Below are 21830 nucleotides of genomic sequence, written 5' to 3'. Positions count from 1 at the left end.
GGAAACAAGAGAATGATGGCAAAACAACTTCGTCAGATTGCTGTACTGACCGCTGCGTTACTTTCCGTATCTTCCATAAATGCCTTTGCTGCTGAAAACGTGACAATCCCGACTCAGACGATGGATCCGGCGATCCACGCAAAATTACCTGCGGATATTCAGAAGTCAGGTGTGATGACCTCTGTGAATAACGGCTCTTTCCCTCCGTATGAAATCGTGACCAGCGCCAACGGTCTGGATGGCGCGAGTGCGGATCTGGCGCACGCGCTGGCACAAGTCATGGGTGTAAAAATAGAGCATGCTTCCGTGAGCGGCTTATCCGGCATCCTCAGCGGCATGGCCGCAGGGCGCTACCAGATGGGCATCGGCCCGATCGGCGATTATCCCGATCGTCAGGCGAAAAATGATTTCATCGATTTCGTCAAAGAATATGTCGTCTTCGGGGTGCGCAAAGGTAACCCGGAAAACATCAATTCCCTTGATGATACCTGCGGTAAACGCATTGCCGTGATGGCGGGGGGATCGGCTGAACAGGTTATCCGTAAGCAGTCTGATGTGTGTGTCAAAGACGGCAAACCGGCCGTGACTGTACAGTCATTTGCCGATCAGCCTACGTCGATTCTGGCGGTTCGTTCTAACCGTTCCGACGCGTTCTTCTCTTCTCAGGCACCGCTGACCTATTTTGTGGAAAAAGCCAACGGTCAGCTTGAACTGACCGGCACCGGCAAATCCAACGGCTTTGGCGATATCTTCCAGGGGACGGTCGTCGCCAAAGACTCACCGGTTCGTGACGCGATCCTCGCCGGTTATCAGAAACTGTTCGACAACGGCACGTACGCCATCATCATGAAAAAATGGGGGCTGGAAGGCAATATGATTTCAGCACCGGGCATTAACCTGGCAAAGGCGCAGTCTAAATGACGGATAAATCGTATAGTTCAACGCCGGCAGTCAAGGACGACTATACGCAGGATCCGCGACGTAACGTTGAGTTTTCCCACGCACCGCGTAACTACGGCCGCTGGATTGCCTGGATAGTGGTGTTGCTGATTGCCGCTGATGTGGTTTGGGCCGTTTCGCACAACCCGAACTTCGAATGGCATGTGGTGGCGCAGTGGTTCACGGAAGGGTCGGTGATCAAAGGTCTGGGCGTCACGCTCGGCCTTACCGTGGTATCGATGCTGCTCGGTGTGTTCATCGGGCTGATGCTGGCGATTGCCCGTTTGTCTGACAGCCTGTTGCTGAGAAGATTAGCAGGGCTGTATATCTGGTTCTTCCGCGGTACGCCGCTGCTGGTACAGTTATTGTTCTGGTACAACATGTCGACGCTGTTCCCGCGCGTGGTACTCGGCGTCCCGTTTGGCCCGGAGTACATGAGCTGGAATACCAATGATCTGATCACGCCGTTGACCGCGGCCATTGCCGGTCTGGCGCTGAATGAAGCGGCATATATGGCAGAAATCATTCGGGCAGGCTTGCTGTCAGTCGATAACGGCCAGGCGGAAACCGCGCAGGCATTTGGCATGAGTCGTGGCCGCGCGCTGCGCCGGATCATCATTCCGCAGGCCATGCGTTCGATTATTCCGCCGACCGGTAACCAGCTGATCAGCATGATTAAAGCGACGTCGCTGGTCAGCGTTATCGCGATGGGCGATTTGCTGTACTCCGTGCAAACGGTCTACAACCGGACCTTTGAAGTGGTGCCTATGCTGATGGTGGCGGTGATCTGGTATCTGTTTATCACGTCATTGCTCAATCTCGGACAGTCTGCGATTGAACGCTATTATTCCCGCGGTACACGCCGGACGTTGCCAAATGCCAAACGGCGTCAGAGCAATGCGGAAGAAAAAACCGCGCCGATCATCAATTCACCGGGCATGGCCCAAAAGGAGGACTTATGAGTCAATTGCCCGCTGACGTACAGTCATCCGGACAAGCATCACTGGTGGTCGCCCGTAATGTGCATAAAAGTTATGGCGATAACGAAGTGCTGAAGGGGATTGATCTTGATGTGAAACCCAGCGAAGTGGTGGTGATCCTCGGGCCGTCGGGTTCAGGTAAATCGACATTCTTGCGCTGTATAAATCATCTGGAAGATATTGATCGCGGTTCCATTATGGTCGGTGGCGAGCAAATCGGTTATGAACTGCACGGTGACCGTCTGCATAAACTGCCCGAACGGGCGATTGCGCGACAGCGCCGGGATATCGGCATGGTATTCCAGCAATTCAATCTTTATCCGCATATGACCGTATTGCAAAATATCATTGAAGCACCGGTTGGTGTGCATAAAGAAAGCCGTCATGAAGCGGAGAAATATGCGCGCGAGTTGCTGCAAAAAGTCGGCCTGAGTGATAAAGCGAATGCCTACCCGCGTCATCTTTCCGGTGGTCAGCAACAGCGCGTTGCTATCGCCCGTGCGCTGGCGGTGAAACCTAAACTGATGCTGTTCGATGAGCCAACGTCCGCCCTCGACCCTGAACTGGTGGGCGAAGTGCTGGCTACCATGCGGGATCTGGCAAAGCAGGGACTGACGATGATTGTGGTGACGCATGAAATCGGTTTTGCGAAAGAGGCTGCAGATCGCGTGGTGTTTATGGATCGCGGCGTTGTCGTTGAGCAGGGGGCAGCGGATGATGTTCTGGTCAATCCGAAACATCAGCGGACACAGGCGTTCCTGAGTCGCTTTATCTGATCCGAAATCAAGTTTGCAGGTGGTTTGCTGTAAATAAAGACTGAAGTCCTTTATGGGCGTGCTGTTCACGCTCATAATAACTCACTCTGGTCACAATGCGCACAGTTCCGGATCCGTTCTGTTACATTTTCGGGTTGTATTAACGTCGCGAATGGCCGTTAATAACGGCAAATTGTCACTGCTGTTTTCCAGCACTCAGTGTAAAGAAGGTATGTATGGAAGGTTTAAGTATTACTAAATTGTTGGTGGTCGGCGTGCTGATCGTTCTGTTGTTCGGTACCAGCAAACTGCGTTCTCTGGGCGGTGACCTGGGCGCGGCACTGCGTGGCTTTAAGAAAGCCATGAACGATGATCCGGCTCCCGCTTCTGCTGAAAAAACCGCAGAAGAAAAGCCAGCTCAACGTGTTGAGCACAAAGACTGAGTTTTCGGAACGCCAGTCTCCGGCCTCTTAGCAAACGAAAAAGGTTGTTCTTGCGAACAACCTTTTTGTCTTTCTTAAGCGAAAAAGTAACGAGATATTACTTAACTTCTAACCCTTTGGCTTGCAGGTCGGCGTGATAAGAAGAACGCACGAACGGACCGCAGGCTGCATGGGTGAAGCCCATTTCCATCGCTGCTTCTTTCATCTGATCAAACTCTTCAGGGCTCACATAACGCTGCACCGGAAGATGGTGACGGCTTGGCTGTAAATACTGGCCGAGTGTCAGCATCGTTACGCCATGACGACGCAGATCGCGCATCACTTCGATGATTTCTTCGTTTGTTTCGCCCAGACCCACCATCAGACCTGATTTGGTTGGAATTTCCGGATGCGCTTCTTTAAAACGTTGCAGCAGCGTCAGCGACCACTCGTAGTTAGCACCCGGACGAACCTGGCGGTAAACACGCGGCACGTTTTCCAGATTGTGGTTAAACACGTCCGGCGGGCTGGCGTTAAGAATTTCCAGCGCACGATCCATACGTCCACGGAAATCTGGTACCAGCGTTTCGATTTTGATGGTCGGGTTTTTTGCACGGATAGCCGTAATACAATCCGCAAAATGCTGAGCACCGCCGTCGCGCAAGTCATCCCGGTCAACGGAGGTGATCACGACATAACGCAGACCCATATCAGAAATAGTCTGTGCCAGTTTTTCCGGCTCGTTGGTATCAGGTGCGGTTGGACGACCATGTGCCACATCGCAGAACGGGCAGCGACGGGTACAAATGGCGCCGAGGATCATGAACGTTGCGGTACCGTGGTTGAAGCACTCGGAAAGGTTAGGGCAGGCCGCCTCTTCACAAACGGAATGCAGGCCATTCTTACGCAGTGCTGATTTAATGCCCTGAATTTTTGTTGAGTCGGCAGGCAGTTTGATTTTCATCCATGCCGGCTTACGTAACATTTCCTGCCGGTCACTGACCACGGTTTTCACCGGAATTAACGCCATCTTATCTGCATCGCGGTATTTGACGCCGCGTTCCATCTGAATCGGTTTACTCATAATCTTGCAGCTTCCAGGTTTGTCACTCGTTATCCGAGTTTTTTCAGGACATTCAATGAACTGGCTGATTCATCAAAAAAAGTAGAAATAATGCGGAAATTATATCATTGAAGCATCCCTTCGTTCAGCCCTTCGTCATGACCGGAAGTGCTAAATGCTGCAATTTTTTAACCTTAAACAGGAAGGGTTATCAAAAAATGAGTCATTAATTGAATGTAATATTTTGAAAATACTGATTATTTTAGCGGTTCACTGAGGGATCTGATGGGGTGTTAATGGTGTGTAAATATTTTCTCGCGCTCCCGATAAATGACAAAAACACGAGGTACGCGAGAAAAGATCAATACAGCCGTATCAACTCTGCCCAAAAATCACGGCGGAGAAGGGGCGTAATGTTCTATCTGCCAGGGCAGATAATCAACCTGCTGATAATCAAGGCGATGGTTGAAGGATTTCACCAGAACAGGCATGACCTGATCGACTGTTAATCCCGGCTTTTCCAGACTGGCCTGCGTCATTTCAAGGCCAGCATAACCACAGGGGTTGATGCGGTGGAAAGGCTCCAGATCCATATCAATATTTAATGCCAGGCCGTGTAACGAACAACCTTTGCGGATGCGCAAACCAAGCGAACAAATCTTTTTGCCATCGACATACACGCCCGGCGCGTCGGCACGCGGATAAGCGTCGATAGAGAAGTGTGCCAGCGTATCCACCACCGTTTGCTCAATGGCCGTCACCAGTTGACGGACACCGAGCTTTTTTCGTTTTAAATCCACCATCACGTACATTACCTGCTGACCGGGACCGTGATACGTCACCTGACCACCGCGATCGCTCTGGATAACCGGAATATCACCGGGCATCAGAACATGTTCAGCTTTGCCTGCCTGACCCTGCGTAAAGACACGGTGATGCTGAACCAGCCAGATTTCATCAAGCGAGTCGGCATTTCGGTGCTCAGTAAAATGGTGCATGGCCAGAGAAACCGGTTCATAGGGCTGAAGACCAAGCTGGCGCAGTACGATACGTTCTTGCGGATTTTGTGATTGCACGGCAGTTATCGTCATTGAAGAGGGGGAAAACGCGCGACAGTGTTGTGGCTCCCGCGCGGATCGGTCAGAAAGGGCTTACAGCACCATGCGGACAATTTCGATATTGCCCAGTTCATCGTACAGGGTTTCGACCTGGTCGATGTGAGTCGCAGTGATCGTAATCGAAACGGAGTGGTAATTCCCTTTACTGCTCGGTTTTACCTGAGGATTGTAATCGCCAGGCGCATGGCGTTGCACGACTTCCACAACCTGGTCTACCAGCTCGGGTTGTGCCAGGCCCATTACTTTGTAGGTAAAGGGACAAGGGAATTCGAGCAGTTCGTTCAGTTTGGTTTTCATGTGCACTCCAGCGTGTTGTACAGCGTATTAAGTGTTGTCTCTGAAAGTATAACTCCCGCCGTAGCGGGAGCTATAATCTATACCGGTTATATGGGGATTGTTGCAAACTTTTTCAAGCGGGCAACTTAGCCAAACCAGTGGTGGAACATCAGTTTGATGTAATCCACGATGCGACCGAAGAAGCCGCCTTCTTTCACTTCGTTCATGACCACCAGAGGGCGCTCATCAATGGTTTTGCCATCAAGCTGGAAGTTGATCGACCCAACCACCTGATTTTTCTGCAAGGGCGCATGCAGTTCCGGTGTGTTCAGCACGTAGCTGGCTTTCAGATCTTTCATACGACCACGCGGGATCGTCAGGTAAGCATCTTTCTCAACGCCCAGTGCGACGCGGTCGGTATCACCGAACCAGACAGGTTCTGACGCGAACTCTTTACCGGCTTTCAGCGGAGAAACGGTTTCGAAGAAACGGAAGCCCCAGGTCAGCAACTTTTTACTTTCAACTTCACGGCCTTTATACGTATGACCGCCCATCACTGCGGAGATCAGACGCATCTGGCCTTCTGTCGCAGAAGCTACCAGGTTATAGCCCGCTGAATCAGTATGACCGGTTTTAATGCCGTCAACATTCAGGCTGTTATCCCACAACAAACCGTTACGGTTCATCTGGCGGATATTGTTGAAGGTGAATTCTTTCTCTTTGTAGGTGGCATATTCTTCCGGTACATCACGGATCAGCGCCTGACCAATCAGCGCCATATCGCGGGCTGAGCTGTACTGGCCAGCGGCATCAAGACCATGAACGGTGCCGAAATGGGTATTTTTCAGACCCAGCGAGTTCACGTAATTGTTCATGATGGCAACGAAAGCATCCTGACTTCCGGCCACATGGTCGGCCATTGCCACACAGGCGTCGTTACCGGATTGCAGAATGATCCCGCGGTTGAGTTCAGAAACCGGTACACGGTCGCCGGGTTTGAGGAACATCAGGGAAGAGCCCTTGAACACCGGATTGCCGGTTGCCCAGGCGTCCGGACCCACGGTAACGATGTCGGTCGGAGAGATTTTGCCGGCTTTGATGGACTGACCGATAACATAACTGGTCATCATTTTAGTCAGGCTGGCTGGGTCGCGGCGCGCATCGGCATTCATTTCTGCCAGAACTTTGCCGGAGTTGTAGTCGATCAGGATATAGGCTTCAGCATCAATCTGCGGAACGCCAGGGATCATTGTTTTTAAATTAACATCGTCGGCATAGGCGGACGCTGCACTCAGAGTGATTACGGTGCCAAATGCGAGGCTTTTGACTAAACGTGAAGTATTTACAAGTTTCATGATCGGGACAACAACATCCGTGGGAGTAAGTGATAAACGTGCGCCACTATAGCAGAAGAGTCATAAGTCAGACATCTTCGATTACCGGCGCTTACTGACTTTTACTTATAAGACAGGGGACTTATAAGAACGGGGCCGATGCCCCGTATTTTGAGATTACATGCCAGCAGTGACGAAAGACTGCTGCTGAGCTTCGTTGGCCAGTCGCTGTTTCAGCTGTTCGGCCTGCTGGCGGGTGCTGAACGGACCAAGCTGCACGCGATAGGTGCTGCCATTCGCCTGTACTTTACCGGGTACAGAGAAGCGCTGGCTGAGGCTTTTTTGCCACAGTTGCGCGTTCTGAGGATTACTCAGTGCGCCAACCTGTACCATAAATCCCGAGGAAGGAATGGCAGTGGTATGCGCAGGCGCTGCGGAGGCCGCAGCAGCTGCTACTGGCGCGGCACTGGCGACAGCAACCGGTGCTGTTACCGGTTCGCTGCCTTCTAACACACCCTGACGCAGAGGTGTTGGCGCGCTCAGAAACCCGCCGCTGTTACCGGACATCGTGGTCGCTGCTGGCGCAGAGGCTACGGTGCCGTTGTTATCTTCGTCATTCGTTAATGGCGCAGCATTAGGATTACTCAGGGTGCTGTTACTGATCGGGCGTACATCTGACGTATTCACCGGCTCTGCTGTCAGCGTAGGCGTACCCATGTTGCTGGCGCCTAAACTTGGACGAGACGGTAATGCATAAGATTGTTTGGCGACGGTCGTACCAATAGTCCCCGGGCCGGAGAGCGTGCCGTCAGGCGCAACGTTGATAAAATCAATGCGTACTTTGGTGCTGTTGGTCAGGTTCAGACGGTCTGCCGCAGCCTGAGACAAATCGATAATTTTGCCCGGCACATAAGGGCCACGATCGTTAACACGCACGACCAGCATGCGTCCTGTCGCCATGTTGGTGACGCGGACATAGCTTGGGATCGGCAATGTCGGATGCGCAGCGGTCATGGCTGTCGGGTCGAATTCTTCACCGAGCGCGGTAGTGTTGCCTCCATTCTCCTGACTGTACCAGGCCGCTTGCCCCACCTGCGAAAAGTTGGACGGGTCTTTGATGATCTTATAGGTTTTACCGTTAACGGTATAATCCTGCATCGTGCCCTGATTATAAGGTTCGTAACGCGGATCAGCCCCGCCGATTTCTACCACAGGGCCATTGTAGGCTTGCTGCGGTGCCGGTTGTTGTTGCTGTGTATCTTCAGTGGCACAACCACTTAACAGCAAACCGATAATGACAGCTCCAAGCCACTCCTTACGCATTGCTCACCTCTATAAGTTTTTCGACAACATTTTTCGATGAGTATGTATCGACATAACGATACCAAACCCTGCCATTAGCACGATGAGTGCTGACCCACCATAGCTGACCAGAGGCAAAGGTACCCCAACTACCGGGACAATACCACTGACCATGCCGATGTTAACAAACACATAAACGAACAGAATCAGCATCAGTCCGCCGGACATCACGCGGCCAAAAGTAGTCTGTGCATGGGCGGCGATCACCAGACCGCGCATGATCAGGCATAAGTACAGCCCAAGCAGCACCAGAACACCAATCAACCCCAGTTCTTCGGCGAGTACAGCGAAGATAAAGTCGGTATGTCGCTCGGGCAGGAATTCCAGCTGAGACTGCGTGCCATGCAACCAGCCTTTGCCGGAAAAACCGCCAGAGCCGATGGCAATTTTAGACTGAATAATATGATAGCCCGCACCCAGCGGATCGCTTTCAGGATCAAGCAACATCATGACGCGGTCGCGCTGATAGTCGTGCATCAGGAAGAACCACAGGATCGGGATAAATGCGGCAACCAGCAGGGCGGCGACGGCAATCAGTTTCCAGCTCATGCCCGAAAGGAACAGCACGAATAAACCGGATGCGGCAATCAGAATCGAGGTGCCCAGATCGGGCTGTGCCGCGACCAGCAGGGTAGGGATGAAGATTAATGCCAGGGCAATCGCGGTATTTTTAAGTGAAGGCGGGCAAACGTCGCGATTGATAAAGCGCGCGACCATCAGGGGCACGGCGATTTTCGCCAGTTCTGACGGCTGGAATTTAATGATCCCCAGATCCAGCCAGCGCTGTGCACCTTTACTGATACTGCCGAAGGCATCCACCAGCACCAGCAGGAAAACGCAGAAGATGTAGAGATAAGGTGCCCAGCTTTCGTAAACGCGCGGCGGGATTTGTGCCATGACCAGCATAATCACCAGACCCATCAGGATCTGGCCGATTTTACGTTCCATCATGCCCATGTCCTGACCACTGGCGCTCCACATCACGAACGCACTGTAGGTCAGCAGCGCGAGCACGATCAGCAACATCGTCAGGTCGATATGCATTTTCGACCACAATGATCTTTTTTGTTGGTTCTCAGTCATTGACGGTTAATCACCTTCGGTTCCCGGTGGCGCTGGCGCGTCAGCCGGTAATTGTGTCGTGTTGTCGCCCAGTAAAATGTGGTCGAGTATCTGGCGTGAAATTGTCCCCACTGCCGGACCCGCACCGCCATTCTCCAGAACCACGGCCACGGCCACGGTCGGTTTGTCATAGGGTGCAAAAGAGGTCATCAGCTTGTGGTCACGCAGATGCTCAGCGATTTTATGCGCATTATAGATTTCATTGGCTTTCAAACCGTAAACTTGTGCAGTCCCGGATTTTGCGGCGGCTTTATAAGGCGCGTCAGCAAAGTACTTGCGGGCCGTACCGTTCGGACGGTTTGCTACGCCATACATACCGTCTTTGGCAATTTCCCAATAGCCGGAATGAATATCGCCAATCTGGGTCGTTTCCTGTTGTTTGTACGGCACCTGCTGGCCGTCAACTTTGGTGCTCAGCAACAAATGTGGCGTTTTGACATTGCCGTCATTAATCAGCGTGGTCATGGCTTTCATGATTTGGATTGGAGTTGCGGTCCAGTAGCCCTGACCGATACCCACCGGAATGGTGTCGCCCTGATACCAGGGTTTTTTGAAGCGTTTAAATTTCCAGTCGCGGTTTGGCATATTCCCGCTACGTTCTTCTGATAAATCGATACCGCTGTACTGGCCGTAACCAAATTTGCCCATCCACTCGGAAAGACGGTCAATCCCCATATCATAAGCCACCTGATAGAAGAAGGTATCAGCCGATTCCTCAAGGGCTTTCGTCACATTCAGGCGACCATGCCCCCAGTGTTTCCAGTCGCGGTAACGCTTGTCTGAACCCGGTAACTGCCACCAGCCCGGATCAAACAGGGAGGTGTTTTTATTGATAACACCCGTTGTCAGCGCAGAAACTGAAATATACGGTTTCACAGTAGACGCTGGCGGATAAACCCCCTGCGTTGTCCGGTTGATCAGCGGCTTATTGGGGTCGTTAAGCAGCGTGTTGTAATCTTTACTGGAGATGCCATCCACAAACAGGTTCGGGTCATAACTCGGGTTAGACACCAGCGCACGGATGGCGCCATCGCGCGGATCGGTAACCACCACAGCGGCGCGGCTGCCGGTCAGCAAGACTTCAATATATTGCTGTAATGGCAAGTCGATCGTCAGGTAAATATCTTTGCCCGCCTGCGGCGGTTCTTCGTGTAGCTGGCGGATAACGCGGCCACGGTTGTTCACTTCAACTTCTTCATAGCCGGTTTTACCGTGAAGCGTGTCTTCGTAATAGCGCTCAATGCCGAGCTTACCAATGTCGTGCGTGGCGGCATAGTTGGCCAGAATGCCATCTTTATCGAGGCGTTCAACGTCACGGTCATTGATTTTCGATACATAGCCGATAACGTGCGTCAGCGCTGAACCATACGGATAGTAGCGACGCTGATAGCCTTTGACTTCAACGCCGGGGAAGTGGAACTGGTTCACGGAGAAACGCGCAACCTGAACTTCAGTCAGGGCCGTTTTGACGGCAATAGACGTAAAGCGTCGCGAACGCTGGCGTTCTTTTTTGAAGTTATCGATATCTTCCTGCGTGAGGTCAACTATCGGTTTGAGGCCTTCAAGCGTGGCCTGCAAATCGTCCACTTTTTCCGGCACCAGTTCAAGCTGATAGATCGTGCGGTTCAGCGCCAGCGGCGTACCGTTGCGGTCATAGATAATGCCGCGGCTGGGCGCGATCGGCACCAGCTTGATACGGTTATCGTTAGAACGGGTTTGGTAATCCTGAAAACGGACAATTTGCAGATTATAAAGATTAAAAGCTAAAACGCCGCTAAGTAGCAGAATGCCGATAAACGCCACCAGTGCACGGCGCACAAAGAGGGCTGATTCAGCCGTATAGTCGCGAAAAGGGTTACGATCTATTTTCATCCCACTACTTAATTCATGTTGCTGACATTCACCACCCGTTATTCGCGGTGATATGGATGATTAGTGGTAATACTCCAGGCGCGATAAAGACTTTCCGCGACCAGAACCCGCACCAGCGGGTGAGGAAGCGTCAACGGAGAGAGCGACCAGCTCTGTTCCGCTGCGGCTTTACAGGCCGGTGCCAGCCCTTCCGGACCGCCGATCAACAGGCTGACATTGCGTCCGTCCTGCTTCCAGCGTTCCAGTTGTTGTGCCAGTTGCGGGGTTTCCCATGGTGTCCCTGGAATATCCAGCGTCACGATGCGATTCCCTTTACCGACAGCGGCCAGCATCTGCTCGCCTTCTTTTTCAAGAATGCGCTTGATGTCTGCGTTCTTCCCACGTTTCCCGGCCGGAACCTCTGTCAGTTCAAACGGCATATCTTTAGGGAAACGGTGCAGATAATCGTTAAAACCGGTTTGCACCCAGTCAGGCATTTTTGTGCCGACGGCGACAAGTTGCAGCTTCACGCATCAGCCCCAGAGTTTCTCAAGCTCATACAACTGACGGCTTTCTTCCTGCATAACGTGCACGATCACTTCGCCCAGATCGACAACCACCCAGTCAGCTTCATTAATGCCTTTCACACCCATGGCATCAAGGCCAACGGCTTTAATTTCTTCAACCAGATGCCCGGCGATGGACATGACATGGCGGCTTGACGTGCCGGTACAGATAATCATGCAGTCAGTAATACTGGATTTACCTTTAACATCAATGGCGATGATGTCTTGTGCTTTCAGGTCATCGACTTTATCGACAACAAAATCTTGGAGCGCTTTACCTTGCAAAGGTTCCCCCTGGGGATGTTTGAAACAATTGACCTCACGAGATGTCCGCCGGTGTGGCACCGAAGCAATGATCAATCTCATGAAGGATAAACATAGCGGTTGTCTGGAAAACAGCTTAAAACGTTTAACAATCAATACATTGTATCGGTTGATTACGCAGCGTTATCGAGAGCCGAAATTAAGCGGCGCAGTATAGCACGCGTTAGCTACTCGCGGTACAAGCCCTGTGATTCTATATAACGCTCAACGGCGGAAGGCAGTAAATCTGAGCAATCAAGACCCGCATGACGGCGTTCACGGATTTCAGTCGCTGAAATATCCAGCAATGGGGTATTGGCCTGATAAATGAATCCGGCCGGTTTTTGCTTAAGCGCATTGGCATCATTCACCCGATGGGCGTCATACCATTTCTGCAGTTCCGGTGTATCAAGTTGTTCCTGATAACCCGGACGTGCCATCACCACGATATGACAGAAATCCAGTAACGATTCCCAGCGGTGCCACTTATGCAGCGTCAGTAACGAATCCTGGCCAATGATAAACGCCAGCGGGCATTTGTCGCCATGTTCTTTACGTAACGTTGCAAGTGTCTCAATCGTGTAGGAGGGCGTATCAACAGCCAGCTCGCGGGGGTCGACTGAAAACAGCGCGTTATCCGCCACAGCCAGCTTCGCCATATGCAGACGTTGCTGCGGCGTGGCTTCGGGTTGTGGCCGGTGGGGAGGAACGTTGTTGGGCAGCAGGATCACCTGATCAAACCCTGCCTGTGCTGCCAGCGCCGCAACGGGTTTCAGATGACCATAATGGATCGGGTCAAACGTACCGCCAAAAAAAGCCAGCAGCTTTTCAGCGGTTGCAGAAGAATGTGCGGCGCGGCGCGGCATAACGGTGTCCTGCTTCAATACGAACCCAACTCCGTCAATCCGGTGGGTAAGGATTTCCCACAGAGTAGCATAGACAGGCTTTCAAGCTCGGCCCAGACTGACTGACCGTAATCCTGTTTGAGCGTGATTTCCATCTGGGTCAGTAAGCGAACGGCCTGAGACAGCTGGGCAAGAGACAGGCGTTGCAGTGCCTGAGTCACCAGCGCCCGGCGGTTTTGCCAGACTTTTTGCTGATCAAACAGGGTCCTGATCGGCGTCGTGTCCATTTTCCGTTTCAGATTGAGCAGCATCAGCAGCTCACGCTGTACGGTTCGCAATAAAATAACCGGCTCGCTGTCTTCCTGTTGCAACTGACGCAAAATATGCCAGGCTCGCTTACTTTTCCCGGCCAGTAACGCATCCAGCCAGTGATAAGGTGTGAAATGTGCCGCATCGTTGACGGCCTCTTCGACGCGCGGTAGCGTGAGTTTGCCATCGGGATAGAGCAGGGAAAGGCGCTCCAGCGACTGCGCCAGCGCCAGCAAATTTCCTTCGTAGCAGTAGCACAAAAGCTGATTAGCTGGTTCATCGAGTTCAAGTGAAAGTTCTTTGGCGCGACGGGTCACCCAGCGGGGAAGTTGTGCCTGTTCGGGCGTCTGACAACTGACGAAAACACCTTTGTCACTTAACGCTTTAAACCAGGCGCTGTTTTCCTGCGCTTTGGTCAGTTTTGTACCGCGCAACAGCAGAAGAATATCGTCGTGGAGCAAGGTGGTCAGTTTGAGTAATTGTTCTGCCATCGGCGCCGTCGGGCCATTTTCGGGCAGAATAAGCATCAGGGTCTGCCGGCTGGCAAACAGGCTCAGGGCCTGACAGATGCTGAAGATGGACTCCCATTCGGTATGGGCGTCAAGAATATACGTGTAGTGCTCCTGGAAGTCAGCCTGCTGGGCAGCGTGACGTATGCTGTCCTGGCTTTCCTGCAAAAGCAAAGGGTCGTTTCCACATAACACATAACAAGCGCGCAGCCCCTCACGGAGCTGCGCGGCAAGTTGTTCCGGATAAACTCGGATCATTGTGCGGAAGGGGTGGCCGGTGCCGTGGAAGATGCCGCAGAGGCATCAGACGACGTCGTGGCTGATGAACCGGTAGAAATGACTTCTACCTGACGCCCGCCGACATCCTCTGCTTTCTGCAATTCTGAAGCATGGACGGTCAGCAACTTACGGATCAGTTGCTGCGCAGCCTGCTGGCGCATTTCCTCGATAATGATGTCCTGTTCGTTATCTTTGGCCAGCGCCGTTAACGGGTTGTCAAAGAAGGAACGGAACACTTTTACATGGATAGGATACAAATCCTTGCCAGGCATCAGAACTGTCGCATTAATGTTCATTTCCATCTGATATTCCGCAGTCTTACCGTCCTGGAAGATTGATGCGGTAGTCTGACCCACTGACTCAGCCCCAATGCGCAGCGACGGAATATCCTTACGCTGTTCTTTGGTCGGATCATCAACAATGGTCACATTACTTAGACGCAGCTGAGTCCTGATATTACGAGTCAACGGACCATACGGATCCCCACTGTCCAAAACGATTGTTTTCAGTTCGTCAGGAACATTGGTTTTTCCACGTAAATGGAATCCACAACCTGCTGTAACCAGCACTGCTGCGGTGAGCAGCAGTGTCATTATGGGATGTCGCACAGATCCTCCTTGACTCAACCTACAACCAGGTTAAGCAGTTTGCCCGGGACGTAGATTACTTTGCGAACCGTAACCCCATCCAGATATTTTGCGACCAAATGTTCTTCTGCCGCACGATCGCGCACTTGTTGCTCGGTAGCATCAGCGGCTACGGTGATTTTAGCACGCACTTTACCGTTCACCTGTACAACGACCAGCTTGGAATCTTCAACCATTGCCTGCTCATCAGCTTGTGGCCATGGCGCGGTATCCACGTCACCTTCTCCTTGCAGCGACTGCCAGAGGCTGAAGCAGACGTGCGGAGTGAATGGATAAAGCATACGGACAACTGCCAGCAAGGATTCCTGCAGCAGCGCACGATCCTGTTCGGTATCCTGAGGTGCACGGCCCAGCTTGTTCATCAGTTCCATGACTGCCGCGATAGCGGTGTTGAAGGTCTGACGACGACCGATATCATCGGTCACTTTGGCGATGGTTTTATGCAAGTCACGACGCAGATCTTTCTGTGCTTCATTGAGAGAAGCCACATCCAGAGCGGCAACAGGACCTTTTTCTGTGTGCTCGAAGGCCAGTTTCCAGACACGTTTCAGGAAGCGGTTTGCCCCTTCAACGCCGGACTCTTGCCATTCCAGCGTCATTTCTGCCGGAGAAGCGAACATCATAAAAAGACGCACGGTATCTGCACCGTATTTATCGACCATCACCTGCGGGTCGATGCCGTTGTTTTTAGACTTGGACATCTTGCTCATGCCCGCGTAAACCAGTTCGTGGCCTTGCGGGTCAGTGGCTTTGGTGATGCGACCTTTTTCATCACGTTCAACAATGGCATCCGCCGGGGAAACCCAGATACGTTCGCCGCTGTTACCGGTGTAGTAGAACGCGTCAGCCAGAACCATACCCTGACACAACAGGCGCTTGGCCGGTTCGTCAGAATCCACCAAACCTGCATCACGCATCAGTTTGTGGAAGAAGCGGAAATACATCAGGTGCATGATGGCGTGTTCAATACCACCGACATACTGATCGACTGGCAACCAGTAGTTGGCGGCTGCAGGATCCAGCATACCTTCGTCATATTGCGGGCAGGTGTAACGCGCGTAATACCAGGAAGATTCCATGAAGGTGTCAAAGGTGTCGGTTTCACGCAGACCCGGCATACCGTTGACGGTAGTTTTCGCCCACTCAGGATCCGCTTTAATCGGGCTGGTGATACCGTCCATGACCACATCTTCCGGCAAAACAACCGGCAGTTGATCTTCAGGCGCAGGAATAACGGTGCCGTCTTCCAGCGTGATCATCGGAATTGGTGCGCCCCAGTAACGTTGACGGGAAACCCCCCAGTCGCGCAGGCGATAGTTCACTTTGCGCTGACCGACACCCTGAGCAACCAGTTTATCGGCAATGGCATTGAAACCGTCTTCGTGGTTCAGACCATCGAATTCACCTGAGTTGAACAGCGTGCCTTTTTCCGTCATCGCTTCTGCGCTGACGTCAGGATGGCTGCCGTCCAGATTCAGGATAACCGGTTTGATCTGCAGATCGTATTTGGTGGCGAATTCCCAGTCGCGCTGATCGTGGCCAGGCACGGCCATCACTGCGCCGGTACCGTATTCCATCAGCACGAAGTTGGCAGCCCAGATTGGCAGCTTCTCACCCGACAGCGGATGAATGGCAAACAGACCGGTTGCCATGCCTTTCTTTTCCATCGTCGCCATTTCTGCTTCGGCAACTTTGGTGTTACGGCATTCGTCGATGAAATCGTTCAGCGCAGGATTATTCTGTGCGCCCAACTGTGCCAGAGGATGACCGGCAGCCACAGCGACGTAGGTCGCGCCCATAAACGTATCAGGACGAGTGGTGTACACCGTGACTTTTTCATCGCTGTCAGCCACATCAAAAGTGATTTCCACGCCTTCTGAACGGCCGATCCAGTTGCGCTGCATGGTTTTCACCTGCTCTGGCCAGCTTTCCAGCGTGTCCAGATCGTTAAGCAGCTGATCGGCGTAATCGGTGATTTTGATAAACCACTGAGGAATTTCTTTACGTTCTACTTTGGTATCGCAACGCCAGCAGCAGCCGTCGATAACCTGTTCATTCGCCAGAACGGTCAGGTCATGCGGACACCAGTTCACTGCGGAGGTCTTCTTATAAACCAGACCTTTTTCGTACAGCTTGGTGAAGAACCATTGTTCCCAGCGATAATAATCAGGCTTACAGGTCGCGATTTCACGATCCCAGTCATAGCCGAAGCCCAGCAATTTAAGCTGGTTCTTCATGTATTCGATGTTTTCGTAAGTCCACGGCGCAGGTGCGGTGTTGTTTTTAACCGCTGCCCCTTCCGCTGGCAGGCCAAACGCATCCCAGCCAATCGGCTGCAGAACGTTTTTACCGAGCATGCGCTGGTAACGGGAAATCACGTCACCGATGGTGTAGTTGCGCACGTGTCCCATGTGGAGACGGCCTGATGGATAAGGCAACATGGAGAGGCAATAATATTTCTCCTTGCCAGGCTGTTCGGTAACTTTGAAGGTTTGCTTCTCTTGCCAGTGAAGCTGAACGTGTGACTCGATGTCTTCTGGACGGTATTGCTCTTGCATGGCGGCCGGTGGTCCTGTGAGTGAAAACAGCTACGCCTGTAGCTCAAAAAGTTTTAATCAAAAGATCCGCATAGCATAGCTGATAAGCGGTTGGAGCAACAACACCCAGCGAAGGCTAAAGGGAATTTCTGTCCGCTTCTGGCGCAATATTCATAATCTGCGAGTCAGCGCGAGATAATCTGCGCAACGGATCAGGGATTTACGACTAAAATAAAGGCAGTGCGTTCCCGCCGTGAAAATGGTTATGACAGTTCAAGGAGAGGAAATATGAGCAATATTACGCAATCTTACCGGCAGTTGGTGACATCACTGACCGAGCGGTTAAAACACGGTGAACGTGATATCAGCGCGCTGGTACAGGACGCCCGCGTCAGACTGCAGGAAGAGGGCAAGCTGACGGAAATCCAGATTGAACAGTTAACGTCGGCGGTACGCCGCGATTTGCACGAATTTGCCCGTAACTATGAAGAAAACCAGCAAGCCGTGGCAGAAGAAGATGACGGCACGGACAGTGTGTTCATGCGGGTCATTAAAGAAAGCTTGTGGAAAGAGTTGGCCGATATGACCGATAAAACCCAGCTGGAATGGAAAGAGGTTTTTAAAGATGTCAGCCATCACGGGATTTATCACAGCGGAGAAGTCGTCGGTCTGGGCAATCTGGTGTGTGAAAACTGTCATTTTCACTTAGCGGTGTATACGCCGGAAATTCTGAGTAAATGCCCGAAATGCGGTAACACTGAGTTTACGCGTCGTCCGTTTGAACCTTAAGCGTCAGACACCTGCCCCGGAGAAGCGGGGCAGGTGTGCTTTCTTTTCTTCAGTGCCGGTCAGTGCAGGATCTTAGCCAGGAAATCCCGGGCGCGATCGGATTCCGGATTATTGAAGAAATCGTCTTTATTGCGATCTTCTACAATCTTGCCTTCATCCATGAAAATCACGCGGTTGGCCACTTTACGGGCGAAGCCCATTTCGTGCGTCACCACCATCATTGTCATACCTTCGTTTGCCAGCTCAACCATAACGTCGAGCACTTCGTTGATCATTTCCGGATCAAGAGCGGACGTCGGTTCGTCAAACAACATCGCGATCGGATCCATACACAATGCACGGGCAATCGCCACACGCTGTTGCTGACCACCGGAAAGCTGGCCGGGGAATTTATTGGCGTGCGCGGACAAACCGACACGATCCAGTAATTTCAGGCCTTTGTCTTTCGCTGCTGCTTTATCACGTTTTAAAACTTTGACTTGCGCCAGTGTCAGGTTATCGATGATGGAAAGGTGCGGGAACAGTTCGAAATGCTGGAAAACCATGCCCACTTTTGCACGCAGTTGCGCCAGATTGGTCTTCTTGTCATTGACCGGCGTCCCGTTGACCAGGATCTCACCTTTCTGAACCGGTTCGAGTCCGTTAACGGTTTTGATCAGCGTCGATTTCCCTGAGCCTGAAGGCCCGCAAACCACCACAACTTCACCTTTTTTAACTTCGGTGCTGCAATCGGTAAGCACCTGAAAGTGCCCGTACCATTTAGAAACATTCTTCAGTGAAATCATGAAACGGTCCTTTTCTTCAAATAACGCACCAGCAAGGAAGCACAAAGGCTGATAACAAAGTAAATAAGTCCTGCAAACAGCACCATCTCAACCAGCGTACCGTCACGGTCACCAATATTAGATGCGCTGCGGAAGAAGTCTGCGAGGCCCAGAACGTACACCAGCGAAGTATCCTGGAACAAAACGATCGCCTGCGTCAGCAGTAACGGCACCATCGCGCGGAAAGCCTGCGGCAGGATAACCAGCTTCATGGATTGCCATTGCGTCATACCCAGCGCCAGCGCTGCAGAAGACTGACCGCGTGCGATGCTGATAATCCCTGCGCGGATAATCTCCGAGTAATACGCCGCTTCAAATAACGCAAACGCGACCATCGCAGAAATCAGGCGGATGTCGGTTTTAGGTGACAGTCCGAGCACTTTTTGCAGAAAGCCCGGCACAATCAGATAGAACCACAACAGCACCATGACCAGCGGAACCGCGCGGAAAAGGTTGACGTAAGCCGAGGCAAACCAGCTGATCGGTTTGAACGTTGACAGGCGCATGACCGCCAGCAGGGTGCCCCACAAAATACCGACCACAATCGCCAGCGACGTAATCTTCAGCGTAATGACCATACCTTGCCACAGATAGGGCAGGCCGGGACCAATAGAACTCCAGTCGAATTCATGCATGCTTATTTCCCTCCCATGTTGCCCGGCAGGCGGACTTTACGTTCTACGAAATGCATCAGCAGCATGATGACGGCATTGATAAGGACATAAGCAACGGTGATTGCAGTGAATGATTCATACGCATGCGCGGAGTAATCCAGCAGCTTACCGGCTTGTGCGGCCATATCCACCAGACCAATGGTCGAGGCAATGGCGGAGTTTTTCACCAGGTTAACCATCTCAGAGGTCATTGGCGGCACGATCACGCGGTAAGCATTGGGTAACAGCACATAGCGGTAAGTTTGCGGCAGCGTAAGGCCCATCGCCAGTCCGGCATTGCGTTGTCCGCTTGGCAGGGACTGGATGGCTGCACGCACCTGTTCGCATACACGGGCGGCGGTGAACAACCCGAGGCAAATTACCGAGGAAGTGAAGAACTGTACGTCAGGCGCCAGTTCGGATTTAAACCACATGCCGATATTTTCAGGCAGCAGTTCAGGGACCACCAGATACCAAATGAAGAATTGCACGATTAATGGCACGTTACGGAATAATTCGACGTAACAGGTACCAATACCCGAAAGGATGCGGTTGGGGACGGTACGCAAAATACCGAACAGAGAACCGATGAGGAAGGCGATTATCCATGCGCAAATTGACAGTGCGACAGTGACCTGAAATCCATTCCAAATCCAGCCCAGATAAGTGGTGTTACCGAAGGGGGCTTGTTGCAGAAAAATGCCCCAGTTCCAATCTATTGACATAAAAACTCCGTAAAGCGGGTAAAGGCTTACCCATCTGAGTGATGACGCAATTCGCCTAAAGTGAATGGGAAAGAATGCGGGGTGGGGAACGACCACCCCGCATCTGTATCATCACAGGTTGGTGGTCCAACCTTGTATTTTAGTCACTTTTCACTCTTCTCTTGGTTATACCCGTCCATTTGGTATGACTTACAGCGCCTTATCGTTTGGCGCTTTGAACAGAGCTTTCATGTCATCGGACAGCTCAAAGTTCATATTCAGGTTTTTCGGAGGAATTGGTTTTTTGAACCAGGTTTCAAACCATTTGCCTGCTTCACCGGAGGTTTGTGCCTGCACGATGGTGTCATCAACCAGTTTTTTAAACTCAGCATCGTCTTTACGCATCATGCAGCCATAAGCTTCTTTGGATTGCGGCGTACCGACAATTTCCCAGTTGTCTGGTTTCTTGGCTTTCGCACGTTCACCGGCCAGCAAGGCGTCATCCATCATGAAGGCCACTGCGCGGCCGGTTTCCAGCGTACGGAAGGAGTCACCGTGGTCTTTGGCACTGATGATGCGCAGATCCAGTTTTTTCTCTTCGTTCAGCTTGTTCAGCAGAACTTCTGAAGTCGTACCGGAGGTTACAACAACAGTTTTGCCTTTAAGGTCAGTGAAATCTTTAATCTCTGAACCTTTTTTCACCAGCAGACGTGTACCGATCACAAAGATGGTGTCAGAGAAGGCCGCTTGTTGCTGACGTTCCAGGTTGTTGGTGGTTGAACCACATTCGAAATCGTAGGTGCCGTTTTGCAGCAGCGGGATACGGTTCTGCGAAGTGATTGGCATCATTTTGACCTGCAGGTCAGGCAGGTTCAGTTTTTTCTTCACTGCGTCAACGATAGCGTCAGAATAGTCCTGTGAATAACCCACAACTTTTTGTTCGTTGTTGTAGTAAGAGAATGGCACTGAGGATTCACGGTGACCCACCACGATAACGCCATTGTCTTTAATTTTTTTCAGGGTGCCGGTCAGTTCTTCTGCGTGAGCAAAGCTGCTCACGGTAACGCTTGCTAACAGTACTGATAACGCCAATTTGCGCAATTGCATGTCCAACTCCTTGCTGTCATTAGGGATCCAAACTCAGGGATCAGAAAGTACTAATGCCTCGTCATATGAAGCTAGAAAATAGCTGAATGTGAATATTATGAAACCACATTGTTTCTTTTTTGAGACGAGACACGCACCAAATCAAAGCAATCAAACGGCTATGCACCCGGAAAGTGCATGAGGAGCAGCCTGTTTGTACCAAAATGATGCATCCCGTCATAAAAAGTAACTAATCAGATATCTTTCAATCAGATGTAGCAAGAGTCGTGCCAAATGGCCTGATTTAACTTCATAAGCGGGCAAATCGGCAGCGCTTAATGCCGCAGTCGAAACAATCGGCAGCAGGTAAAAGGGGAGGGGTATTGAGATTAAAAAGGGGTGCTACAAAAAAGAACAGACACCCGAGGTGCCTAATGCCGGTCACTTAAGGTGACCGGCATTGTTTTTTAAGGGATATTTCGACCTTTTTTCTCTCACTTCCCTGACATATTCACGCTCACGTCTCGAGGGCAGTTTTAGCATCGCTGCGTTGCTGT

The 21830-nt window shown here is 51.7% G+C and carries 22 protein-coding genes; 5 read left to right on the top strand and 17 right to left on the bottom strand.

Annotated features, from left to right (window positions below; all coding sequences use genetic code 11):
• Nucleotides 1-12 precede the first annotated feature (12 nt).
• From AACU55_RS01020 to tatE, 4 genes are all read left to right on the top strand, one after another.
• Complete coding sequence (locus AACU55_RS01020) at nucleotides 13-921, top strand: ABC transporter substrate-binding protein (protein ID WP_013576507.1); 909 nt, start codon at nucleotides 13-15, stop codon at nucleotides 919-921.
• The gene (locus AACU55_RS01015) at nucleotides 918-1901 is read left to right on the top strand and encodes an amino acid ABC transporter permease (protein ID WP_013576506.1); all 984 of its coding nucleotides are present in this window, start codon (nucleotides 918-920) and stop codon (nucleotides 1899-1901) included. Before AACU55_RS01020 ends, AACU55_RS01015 begins: the two co-directional genes overlap by 4 nt.
• Nucleotides 1898-2695, top strand: coding sequence for an amino acid ABC transporter ATP-binding protein (locus AACU55_RS01010; RefSeq protein WP_134706512.1), 798 nt, complete (start codon nucleotides 1898-1900; stop codon nucleotides 2693-2695). Before AACU55_RS01015 ends, AACU55_RS01010 begins: the two co-directional genes overlap by 4 nt.
• 215 nt (nucleotides 2696-2910) lie before the next feature.
• On the top strand, nucleotides 2911-3117 hold the full coding sequence (gene tatE, locus AACU55_RS01005) for a twin-arginine translocase subunit TatE (protein WP_013576504.1): 207 nt from the start codon (nucleotides 2911-2913) through the stop codon (nucleotides 3115-3117).
• A gap of 97 nt (nucleotides 3118-3214) precedes the next feature.
• On the opposite strand, the gene lipA is transcribed toward tatE, so the two are convergent.
• The 13 genes from lipA to leuS form a co-directional block, all read right to left on the bottom strand.
• A complete protein-coding gene (gene lipA / locus AACU55_RS01000) occupies nucleotides 3215-4180 on the bottom strand; it encodes a lipoyl synthase (protein WP_013576503.1) in 966 nt (321 codons plus the stop codon).
• 371 nt (nucleotides 4181-4551) lie between these two features.
• Nucleotides 4552-5250 (bottom strand): lipoyl(octanoyl) transferase LipB, encoded by a 699-nt coding sequence (lipB, locus tag AACU55_RS00995; protein ID WP_037037026.1) that lies wholly within the window; start codon nucleotides 5248-5250, stop codon nucleotides 4552-4554.
• 60 nt (nucleotides 5251-5310) lie between these two features.
• Nucleotides 5311-5574: a DUF493 family protein YbeD gene (gene ybeD / locus AACU55_RS00990; protein WP_013576500.1), complete on the bottom strand. Its 264-nt coding sequence runs from the start codon at nucleotides 5572-5574 to the stop codon at nucleotides 5311-5313.
• 125 nt (nucleotides 5575-5699) lie between these two features.
• Nucleotides 5700-6908: a D-alanyl-D-alanine carboxypeptidase DacA gene (gene dacA, locus AACU55_RS00985; RefSeq protein ID WP_013576499.1), complete on the bottom strand. Its 1209-nt coding sequence runs from the start codon at nucleotides 6906-6908 to the stop codon at nucleotides 5700-5702.
• Between the two features lie 156 nt (nucleotides 6909-7064).
• Complete coding sequence (gene rlpA, locus AACU55_RS00980; protein WP_134706511.1) at nucleotides 7065-8210, bottom strand: endolytic peptidoglycan transglycosylase RlpA; 1146 nt, start codon at nucleotides 8208-8210, stop codon at nucleotides 7065-7067.
• A gap of 9 nt (nucleotides 8211-8219) precedes the next feature.
• The gene (gene mrdB, locus AACU55_RS00975; protein ID WP_013576497.1) at nucleotides 8220-9332 is read right to left on the bottom strand and encodes a peptidoglycan glycosyltransferase MrdB; all 1113 of its coding nucleotides are present in this window, start codon (nucleotides 9330-9332) and stop codon (nucleotides 8220-8222) included.
• A gap of 6 nt (nucleotides 9333-9338) precedes the next feature.
• A complete protein-coding gene (gene mrdA / locus AACU55_RS00970; protein ID WP_013576496.1) occupies nucleotides 9339-11243 on the bottom strand; it encodes a peptidoglycan DD-transpeptidase MrdA in 1905 nt (634 codons plus the stop codon).
• A 38-nt stretch (nucleotides 11244-11281) separates the two neighbouring features.
• The gene (gene rlmH / locus AACU55_RS00965; protein ID WP_013576495.1) at nucleotides 11282-11752 is read right to left on the bottom strand and encodes a 23S rRNA (pseudouridine(1915)-N(3))-methyltransferase RlmH; all 471 of its coding nucleotides are present in this window, start codon (nucleotides 11750-11752) and stop codon (nucleotides 11282-11284) included.
• 3 nt (nucleotides 11753-11755) lie between these two features.
• Nucleotides 11756-12073, bottom strand: coding sequence for a ribosome silencing factor (gene rsfS / locus AACU55_RS00960; RefSeq protein ID WP_015698163.1), 318 nt, complete (start codon nucleotides 12071-12073; stop codon nucleotides 11756-11758).
• Between the two features lie 206 nt (nucleotides 12074-12279).
• A complete protein-coding gene (nadD, locus tag AACU55_RS00955) occupies nucleotides 12280-12957 on the bottom strand; it encodes a nicotinate-nucleotide adenylyltransferase (RefSeq protein WP_013576493.1) in 678 nt (225 codons plus the stop codon).
• A 14-nt stretch (nucleotides 12958-12971) separates the two neighbouring features.
• Nucleotides 12972-14012, bottom strand: a complete 1041-nt coding sequence (holA, locus tag AACU55_RS00950; RefSeq protein ID WP_013576492.1) for a DNA polymerase III subunit delta — start codon at nucleotides 14010-14012, stop codon at nucleotides 12972-12974.
• Nucleotides 14009-14641: an LPS assembly lipoprotein LptE gene (gene lptE / locus AACU55_RS00945; RefSeq protein WP_037037035.1), complete on the bottom strand. Its 633-nt coding sequence runs from the start codon at nucleotides 14639-14641 to the stop codon at nucleotides 14009-14011. Before lptE ends, holA begins: the two co-directional genes overlap by 4 nt.
• A gap of 14 nt (nucleotides 14642-14655) precedes the next feature.
• On the bottom strand, nucleotides 14656-17238 hold the full coding sequence (gene leuS / locus AACU55_RS00940) for a leucine--tRNA ligase (RefSeq protein ID WP_134706510.1): 2583 nt from the start codon (nucleotides 17236-17238) through the stop codon (nucleotides 14656-14658).
• 267 nt (nucleotides 17239-17505) lie between these two features.
• Between leuS and AACU55_RS00935 the strand changes: the two genes are divergently transcribed.
• On the top strand, nucleotides 17506-18006 hold the full coding sequence (locus AACU55_RS00935; protein ID WP_013576489.1) for a zinc ribbon-containing protein: 501 nt from the start codon (nucleotides 17506-17508) through the stop codon (nucleotides 18004-18006).
• Nucleotides 18007-18065: 59 nt separating this feature from the next.
• Here AACU55_RS00935 and AACU55_RS00930 read toward each other — a convergent pair whose 3' ends face one another.
• The 4 genes from AACU55_RS00930 to AACU55_RS00915 all read right to left on the bottom strand — a co-directional run bounded on the left by AACU55_RS00930 (nucleotide 18066) and on the right by AACU55_RS00915 (nucleotide 21294).
• Nucleotides 18066-18791, bottom strand: a complete 726-nt coding sequence (locus AACU55_RS00930) for an amino acid ABC transporter ATP-binding protein (RefSeq protein ID WP_013576488.1) — start codon at nucleotides 18789-18791, stop codon at nucleotides 18066-18068.
• Nucleotides 18788-19465 (bottom strand): glutamate/aspartate ABC transporter permease GltK, encoded by a 678-nt coding sequence (gene gltK / locus AACU55_RS00925; protein ID WP_013576487.1) that lies wholly within the window; start codon nucleotides 19463-19465, stop codon nucleotides 18788-18790. The genes AACU55_RS00930 and gltK overlap by 4 nt, the downstream gene beginning before the upstream one ends.
• A 2-nt stretch (nucleotides 19466-19467) precedes the next feature.
• On the bottom strand, nucleotides 19468-20208 hold the full coding sequence (locus AACU55_RS00920; protein WP_013576486.1) for an amino acid ABC transporter permease: 741 nt from the start codon (nucleotides 20206-20208) through the stop codon (nucleotides 19468-19470).
• 189 nt (nucleotides 20209-20397) lie between these two features.
• Entirely contained in the window at nucleotides 20398-21294 is an 897-nt protein-coding gene (locus AACU55_RS00915; RefSeq protein WP_013576485.1) for an amino acid ABC transporter substrate-binding protein, read from the bottom strand.
• Nucleotides 21295-21830 lie beyond the last annotated feature (536 nt).

It is taken from the genome of Rahnella sp. CJA17(1/100), assembly GCF_963881615.1.
Classification (GTDB): domain Bacteria; phylum Pseudomonadota; class Gammaproteobacteria; order Enterobacterales; family Enterobacteriaceae; genus Rahnella; species Rahnella aceris.
Note: the sequence above shows the minus strand (reverse complement) of the source record. Positions and strands in the feature narration are given on the sequence as shown.